General features: G+C 43.5%; 6 protein-coding genes and 1 pseudogene. 2 read left to right on the top strand and 5 right to left on the bottom strand.

What is annotated here, in order from left to right:
- Nucleotides 1-89: 89 nt before the first annotated feature.
- Nucleotides 90-797, bottom strand: coding sequence for a GntR family transcriptional regulator (locus AB4558_RS20140; RefSeq protein ID WP_017065208.1), 708 nt, complete (start codon nucleotides 795-797; stop codon nucleotides 90-92).
- 255 nt (nucleotides 798-1,052) lie between these two features.
- Here AB4558_RS20140 and AB4558_RS20135 point away from each other — a divergent pair, with 255 nt between their 5' ends.
- The gene (locus AB4558_RS20135) at nucleotides 1,053-1,694 is read left to right on the top strand and encodes an HAD family hydrolase (protein ID WP_372074131.1); all 642 of its coding nucleotides are present in this window, start codon (nucleotides 1,053-1,055) and stop codon (nucleotides 1,692-1,694) included.
- Nucleotides 1,695-1,899: 205 nt separating this feature from the next.
- Here the strand turns inward: AB4558_RS20135 and AB4558_RS20130 are convergent, their stop codons facing one another.
- A complete protein-coding gene (locus AB4558_RS20130; protein WP_372074133.1) occupies nucleotides 1,900-2,457 on the bottom strand; it encodes a sugar O-acetyltransferase in 558 nt (185 codons plus the stop codon).
- A gap of 118 nt (nucleotides 2,458-2,575) precedes the next feature.
- Complete coding sequence (gene add, locus AB4558_RS20125; protein ID WP_017061091.1) at nucleotides 2,576-3,574, bottom strand: adenosine deaminase; 999 nt, start codon at nucleotides 3,572-3,574, stop codon at nucleotides 2,576-2,578.
- A gap of 126 nt (nucleotides 3,575-3,700) precedes the next feature.
- Between add and AB4558_RS20120 the strand changes: the two genes are divergently transcribed.
- A complete protein-coding gene (locus tag AB4558_RS20120) occupies nucleotides 3,701-4,648 on the top strand; it encodes a LysR family transcriptional regulator (RefSeq protein ID WP_059017760.1) in 948 nt (315 codons plus the stop codon).
- A gap of 271 nt (nucleotides 4,649-4,919) precedes the next feature.
- Here the strand turns inward: AB4558_RS20120 and AB4558_RS20115 are convergent, their stop codons facing one another.
- The gene (locus AB4558_RS20115; RefSeq protein ID WP_017057786.1) at nucleotides 4,920-5,300 is read right to left on the bottom strand and encodes a hypothetical protein; all 381 of its coding nucleotides are present in this window, start codon (nucleotides 5,298-5,300) and stop codon (nucleotides 4,920-4,922) included.
- Between the two features lie 64 nt (nucleotides 5,301-5,364).
- Nucleotides 5,365-7,413, bottom strand: a pseudogene (locus AB4558_RS20110) (glycoside hydrolase family 3 N-terminal domain-containing protein).
- Nucleotides 7,414-7,544: the final 131 nt, after the last annotated feature.

The raw sequence follows: 7,544 nt of genomic DNA, 5'->3' as shown, positions 1-7,544 counted from the left end.
TATTAGATGTGAAATAATATTAGTGGCTAATCTATAGAGTAATTAACTTATATCTATAAAAATTAACCATATTAAATCGAATTAAAAGGTTACTTCTTATCTCGGAAGCTCATGCTCTCATTGTTAAAAGGAGTGTGATAGGTGCATTGATATTTGATGTCGATGATATCGCTGACGATGAATAGATCCCCCGATGCTAAGAAACCTCGGTTGGTGATATTCATCGCCGCCGCATTTTTTTTGCAGCCGAGCAACTCCGCATCTTCTTTAGAAACATTGATCGCTTGATACGTCGTTAAGTAGCTATCGATCTGAAGGCCTTTCGCTAGCGCATGTTTCTGGATTGAGCTTTCAATGATCTCGGCATTCATCTCTGGGAAGACGCTGACAGGGATCTTGGCTTCTTCAATCTGAACTACTTTGTTGTTAATCAATCGAAGACGTCTAATTTTCCAAATGTAGTCATTGTCGTCTAAAGAAAAAATTTGCTGTTCGTGGTTATCGGGTAGCGCTTTATTCAGTTGGAGCTTTTTATAAGAGATCTCTTCAAAACTGTTTTCAGTAATGGAGTTGTACACCAGTGGTGTACCAATGAGAGAAGTGTTGACGAAGTAACCAGAACCCACCTTAGATTTCACCATGCCAATAGCCTCTAGCTTGGCTAGCGCTTTTCGAATAGTAAATCGAGATAACCCATATATTTCAGAGAGTTCTCTTTCCGCGGGAAGCTTATGATTGATACTGTTTTGACAGATCTTGCTCACAATATCTTGGACAACTAACTCGTACTTTTTCATAGATCAATAACTTTAAAGTGTATTCACTGTGACTAAAGAATAGTGAACTAAATCAGGGATTCAGTACGCTCTGAATGACTCATAATTGTAACATAGAAGGTTAAGTGGGTGATGATAAATAGGGTTAGTTAGGGGTACTAGTGACCACCTTTTGCGCTGACTTGATTACATCTTGTGATTCTAGTCCTCATTTTGTAAAACAAGATTATGAACTTTAACGTGCGGCATTTAATGTCTGTGTTGTTGCTATTTTAAGTGACTAATTCAGGAGTAGGGTATGAGTTCGAATCAAATCAAAATGTCGTATTTGATGTGGGTAATGTGATTGTGCGTTGGTCGCCGCTGGAAATTACTCAACTAACGTTTGGTAACATTGCCGACCCTGAAGCCCGAGCGCTTTCGATTTTCCAAAGTGCGATTTGGTCGGATTTGAACAAAGGGTTCTTAACCGAAAATGAAGCCAAACTTCGCTACCAACAAGAGCTCGATTTATCTTCATTAGAGTGCGACCGCCTGTTTTATTACGTTAAGAAAACGCAGATCTTATTGCATGGTTCTGTCGACCTTATCGAGCGCGTAAAGCGTGCTGGGTATAGTGTGTATGCACTTACCGACAACGTGGTCGAGATTGTTGAACACCTAAAAGCCACCTACGAATTTTGGCCTTTGTTTGATGGCGCAGCCGTATCCGCTGAACTTGGCATGCTTAAACCGCAGCCTGAGATTTACCAAGCGTTGCTTTCAAATAATGGACTGGAGGCTTCAGAAACGGTGTTCATTGATGATATGCCTTACAACGTAGAAGGAGCAAAAGCCGTAGGTATGGCGGGTATTCAGTTTATCGATTCTGCGCAATGTGAGAACGAACTTCGTGCTCTTGGCGTCGAATGTACGTGATCATGTAGCGAAATTCTCAAGCTATCTATTTTAGTCAGGTTTCTCTATGTAGATAATTTAGGTAGGCAAGATAAGTAGAAAAACGACGGATAGAAAAGACTGATAAAAGCTAAAACGAATCGATTAAAAAGAGGCGCTGTTTCATCATGAACATCGCCTCTTTTTCTATTTGTTCTTTTAATGAGCTTTATTTTTCTATTTAACTTTATTGCTCAGTATCCAAGTGTCGAATTAACTTCGCCGGCGTGCCGCCGTACAGGCAATCTGGTGGTACATCACTGTTAACCACTGAGTTCGCTGCGATAACAGAGCGAGCGCCAATCGTAACGCCTTGGTTGATGACTGAGTTTCCACCAATCCACACATCGTCTTCGACTGTGATAGGTAGGCAGAAAGTTTCCCACTTACGGCGGCTGAGATAATCCAGTGAGTGGGAGGCTGTGTAAAACTGGGCACTTGGCCCTATCAATACATTGTTACCAATCTTGATATTCGCGCCATCAAGCATCACCACGTTCATGTTGATAAAGGTGTCGTCACCGATCTCGATGGTTTTGCCAAACTCGCAATGAAAAGGAGGACGGACAACGCTGCTTCCTACTTTACCAAACAGATTAGCCTGAAGACTTGGTAGTTGAGTATCGTCTGAACATTGATTCAAGTCTGATAGCGCCTTGCTGGCGTGAGTGCGCATGTGGTCTACCTCATGGTCTGCGCCATCAAAAATCTCGCCGGACAGCATTTTCTCGAGTTCTGTTTTCATTGTTTGCATCCCATTCGTCAACATCGATATTAGAATACGGATAATTGGACATAAAAAAAGAGAAAAGCCTAAGCCTTTCTCTTCCTGTTTTTCTACTTAGCAATCAAGATTGCTCAAATTAGATTTGCTCAACGAAACCCATTAGGTGCTGTTTCACTTCGTCTGAAGCAAAAGCGCTCTCTACAGAGTACTTGTAGATCTCTGCGTAGTCTTCTTGTGTTAGACCGAACGTTTCACATACACGCTTCACTTCGTTAGTCATGGTTGTGTTCGACACAGTGCGGTTGTCTGTGTTGATCGTTACAACGATGCCGTCTTTCTTGAATTCAGCAATTGGGTGGTCGCTGAATTTGTGAATACATTTAGTTTGCACGTTACTTGTTGGGCAAGTTTCAAGCGCAACCTGCTTCTCTTTAACGATGTTGTACGCGTCTTCGTTACCTTGGATGTGAACACCGTGGCCGATACGTTCAGCATCTAGCAGAGTAACTGCATCGTAAACGTTCTGACCATGCCATTGCTCACCTGCGTGAACCGTCACACGGTAGCCTTGTTCAATAGCGTATTGCGTGTACTCAGGGAATTCAGCGCAGAAGCCCGGCTTTTCACCGCCTGCAATATCAAACGCAACCACGCCTTTACCAAGGTATGGTTTACCAGCGTCGATTACATCTTTGATTGAGTCTTTCGGGAACATACGAAGTACAGACATGATGTAGTTGCCCTTAATGTCGTATTTCTCTTCTGCACGCTTCATGCCTTTAACCGCACTTGCGATGATTGCATCAAGAGACAAGCCCTTGTTTACGTGAAGAATCGGTGCAAAACGAACTTCTAGGTATTTAACGTTCTCTAGTGCTGCGTCTTCGTAAAGCTCAAAAGAGATACGCTCAATCGCTTCTTCCGTTTGCATCACTTGCAGTGGCAGGCTAAAGCAAGCTAGGTACTCATCAAGGTTTTTGCAATCTTCAGGCACTGTTAGAGACTTTACTACCGCTTCACGGTCTTCTGGAAGTTCGATTCCGTACTGTTTCGCCAGATCAATAATGGTGTCTGGACGAACACTTCCGTCTAGGTGGCAGTGCAGATCAATCTTAGGGAGTGCTAGAAAGTTCATGAGTATTCCTTAGGTCTATTATTTTTTGAGTTATTAACTCATAGGTTACATGGGCTTAAATTAACAAGTTTGTGATATGATTTAAAGTGACATAAAGTCATCATTAATCTGAATCTAAGGAATATCATGGTAGATGTTAAAAGCTTACTCAAATGTGATATGAATTTACTGCTGTGTTTACACGTGTTGCTTGAAGAGCGCAGCGTGAGCAAAACGGCAGAGCGATTGTTCCTTAGTCAGTCTGCGGTGAGTAAACAACTCACCAAGCTGCGAACTTTGTTTGATGACCCGCTATTTGAGCGCGAATCTAAAGGTCTGTTTCCAACCCCGAAAGCTACTTCTTTAGCGCCTAAGATTCATCAGATCCTTTTGCAAGTTGAACAGCTAACCGTGCCGGACATTTTTGAGCCGAAAGACAGCGAACGCACTTTTAATATCGATCTTGTTGAAACCGCTTATACCGCGATTTACCCTAAATTTATGCCTAACGCGCTAGCAGATGCGCCGAACATTACGGTAAACAGCACTACTTGGAGCAGCGAAACCTTTAAGCGCTTACTAAAGCGTGAGGTCGATTTCGGGATTGGAATTTTTGAGCTCGATGAAAGGGCTAGCACCCACATTCAAAATATCCCTGCCGAGCTAAACCACGTCGAGTTGCTGCAAGATTACTCTGTGTGCTTGATGCGAAATGATCACCCAGTACTTCAAGAAGAGTGGAATCTGCAAGCCTTCCTTAAATACCGTCATATTCAGTTGGTGACCGGTGGCGTTGGCGACTGGTTGCTACTGGAAATCTTGCAAGCCAAACAGCTTCAAATTAACAAAGCCGCCAACGTGTCGGACATCACCAGCGCAGTAAAGCTGTGCAAACAAAGCGATTTGCTGATGTGTTATCCGTACAACTCGGTTCGTGACTATATTGAGAGTGGCGAACTGGTGATGAAGCCGATTCCTATTGAGTTGGTTCCCGGTGGTTTGTTTTTGCTTTGGCACCGTTACTTTGATTCTGAACCAAGCCACAAATGGCTTCGCGACCTCATAGTCAATAAGACCCAAGAACCTCAGCTGTAAACCGCGAGCTACGATGATCAAAACGGCGAAATAACTTTTTTTAAATTTATTTCGTCTTTTTCGAATGAGCATTGTCTTATTACGGGTGCCAAATGCCCGCCAAGAATGAGATATCTAAATGAATCCAATGCCATCGATTCGTTGGTGTTGATTGATTAGTGCTTAATCCTGATGACAGACAGAAGTAAGGCCAACGTGTATACGCTGGCCTTTTTTATGGTTCTTCGCAGATTAGCGCCAAGTTGGATAAGCGACTCGGCTTGTTGTTACGTTATGCTGGAACCTTAAAACAAGAATCTTGATTGCTGTATTTTGGTACGAAGCACAATTTGTCTGCCGACATTTTTAAGCCGTTTTGCATCTGGATATGTGTTACCGCCCAAATCACGCAGCCATGAGGCAAATTGAATAGCGAGCGAGTTTGAGTGAACAACACGCCGTCATCATAGGCTGGTGTAATGTTCGTCGCTTTGCCTTGCCACGCCTTATGAGTGGTTTGCACATCAATATTTGGAACAATCAATGAGAGCATTTCTGGCTCAACGTCTTTTACGACTTTCAAGCAGATACGACACCCATCGTAGTATTGTTCTATCCAGATTTTATGTGGAATAGCGTGATCATCCCAACCCAGTTGTAAGATATGTTCCATGACTTTGTCCTTGGTATCTAAGAAGGAAAGGCAGTGCTCAACACTGCCTGAATTAGCTCAAATATTATTCGTAACTTAAACCATGTCCGAACGGGTAAAGGGTGTCGGCTTGATCATACCCAGGGTAGTCTGAGTCTTGGTTTTGAATGGCTTGGGCACTGTTCGCTAAAGCAAATGGCAGTTTTCCTTGAGGAGCAAAGTTGCCTGAAAGTACTTCCATTAGGTTGCTGTCCGAGACACCAAATGTGGCGATCACGGCACCGGCTTGCTTAAGATTACTTTGATCGTCTAGCACGAAGGGTTGTCTAAAGTTGATGGACAATACCGTTTTGTCAGCGCCCACTTCGTTCATAACGGCTTTAATGTCGCTTAGGCTTGGTTCAATATGCCAAGATGCAGCTGTAGCCATTTCACTGAACGCAAGAATATCGAGTTCATCTGGGTTCGCGCCACCAAAGATAAGATCAGGATCTGAGCCTTCGTTAGATACGCGAACACGAATAACCGCATAGTCCGTATCGGCTGGTACTGGTGGACGCGTTTCTCCCGCTTCGTAATCTCCGGAAGTCACGGTAAAGTTGTACTTGTCGTCTCCTGCAATGTTTTCGTCCATTCCCATGACATACAGAGCAACAGGATTTTGTGCGGTTGATTCAGCTAGAGGTAAAGTCTTATTGGTATTTTGAAGTAAGACGACAGACTTTTTCTGTGCGTAATCAGCGCGTTCTTGTTACTTCTCGTTGCCTAAAATCTCTTGGGCTTTTTTCTCATCAACGTAAGTGTTTTCGAAAAGGCCAAGCTTGAATTGTTCTTCAAGTAAGCGTGTGACTGATAGGTCGACACGCTCTTCGGTAAGCAGATCTTTTTCCACGAGTTTCACGATGACTTCTTTATCATGGAAACCTGAAAGAACATCGACTCCAGCTTCGACCGCCATGGCAACCTGCTCATCAATCGTTTTGTGTTCCACACCCCATGCACGATCGCCAATAATGCCGGTATCTGAGTTCACGTTACCTGTGTAGCCCAATTCGTCTCTGAGAAGGTCGGTAACAATGCCTTTTGAGAAGGACATACCAACATCGTTTGGCATCCACTTTTGATCTACAGGGATGCCGTAGTAAGGCATGATTGAAGAAGCGCCAGCCTCAATCGCAGTAATAAACGGTTTTAGGTGGTAATCAAAATTGTTCTTTGGATAGACTTGGTTTTTACCGAAGTCATAATGTGGGTCACCACCGTTTTCTTGTGGACCGCCACCAGGGAAGTGTTTGATGGTTAGCGCGATACTGTCTTCGTTGACCTCACCGCCATCCTGCAACCCTTTGATAAGTGAGCGCATAATGTCAGACGCTAAATCTGCATCTTCGGTAAAGGTTTCGTGTACTCGGTACCAACGAGGTTCTGTCGCCAAATCCATCATGTATCCGTACATACTGCGTAGGCCAATTGAAGACCATTCTTCATTCATGATACCTGCAAATTCAGTGATTAAATCCATGTCGCGAGTGGCTGCTAAACCTGCCTCTTTAGGCCAAGCAGAAAAGGCACCTGAAGAAACGTTGATCCCTGCTTTAGCTGATGGATCTATGTGGTTACGAGCATTGGATTTGAATAGAGCGGGGATACCCATTCGCGTCTGTTCACGCAGTTCTTGAACACTATTCATGAACTGGGCAGCTTCTGTTGGGGTTATCTGACAACCTGAACGGCCTGAATCGCAATCAGGCGCATTGGTAGGTGTTTCAACTACGCTGTTACGGAAGATAAAGCGCGTCATTTGGGCATCGCCAATCATGTCTTGTCCTTTACTACTAACGAGCCCACCTTTGGACGAGTTTAAGGTGTCAATGAGCATCATGCCGGCTTTCTCATCTAGCGTCATGCGGCTAACCAAGTCTGCTGCTCGCTCTTCTGGAGATAATCGCCAGTCTTCAAAAGGCTCCAGTGTTCCATTACCGTTAGAATCTCGGAATTGGTAGCCCTCAACGTTCAATACATCATGAACACGAGAGTGAACTTGGGGTTGCTGGAAGTTATTGTCGCTATCAGATGAGTTACATCCTGCAAGAAGCAACGCGATTGCTATAGGTGTCAGGGTAAGACGCTTCATGGTCACGATCCTATTGTTAGTATAATAATAAGTACATGACCAATTTTAATAATTAACGGGTTATTGGTTAACCAAAATAAATCAAACTAAAGATTTGGATCACCATATAAATTTAATTGGTGATTTAATTC

The organism is Vibrio sp. 10N.222.51.C5 (assembly GCF_041474575.1).
Taxonomy (GTDB): domain Bacteria; phylum Pseudomonadota; class Gammaproteobacteria; order Enterobacterales; family Vibrionaceae; genus Vibrio; species Vibrio crassostreae_C.
Note: the sequence above shows the minus strand (reverse complement) of the source record. Positions and strands in the feature narration are given on the sequence as shown.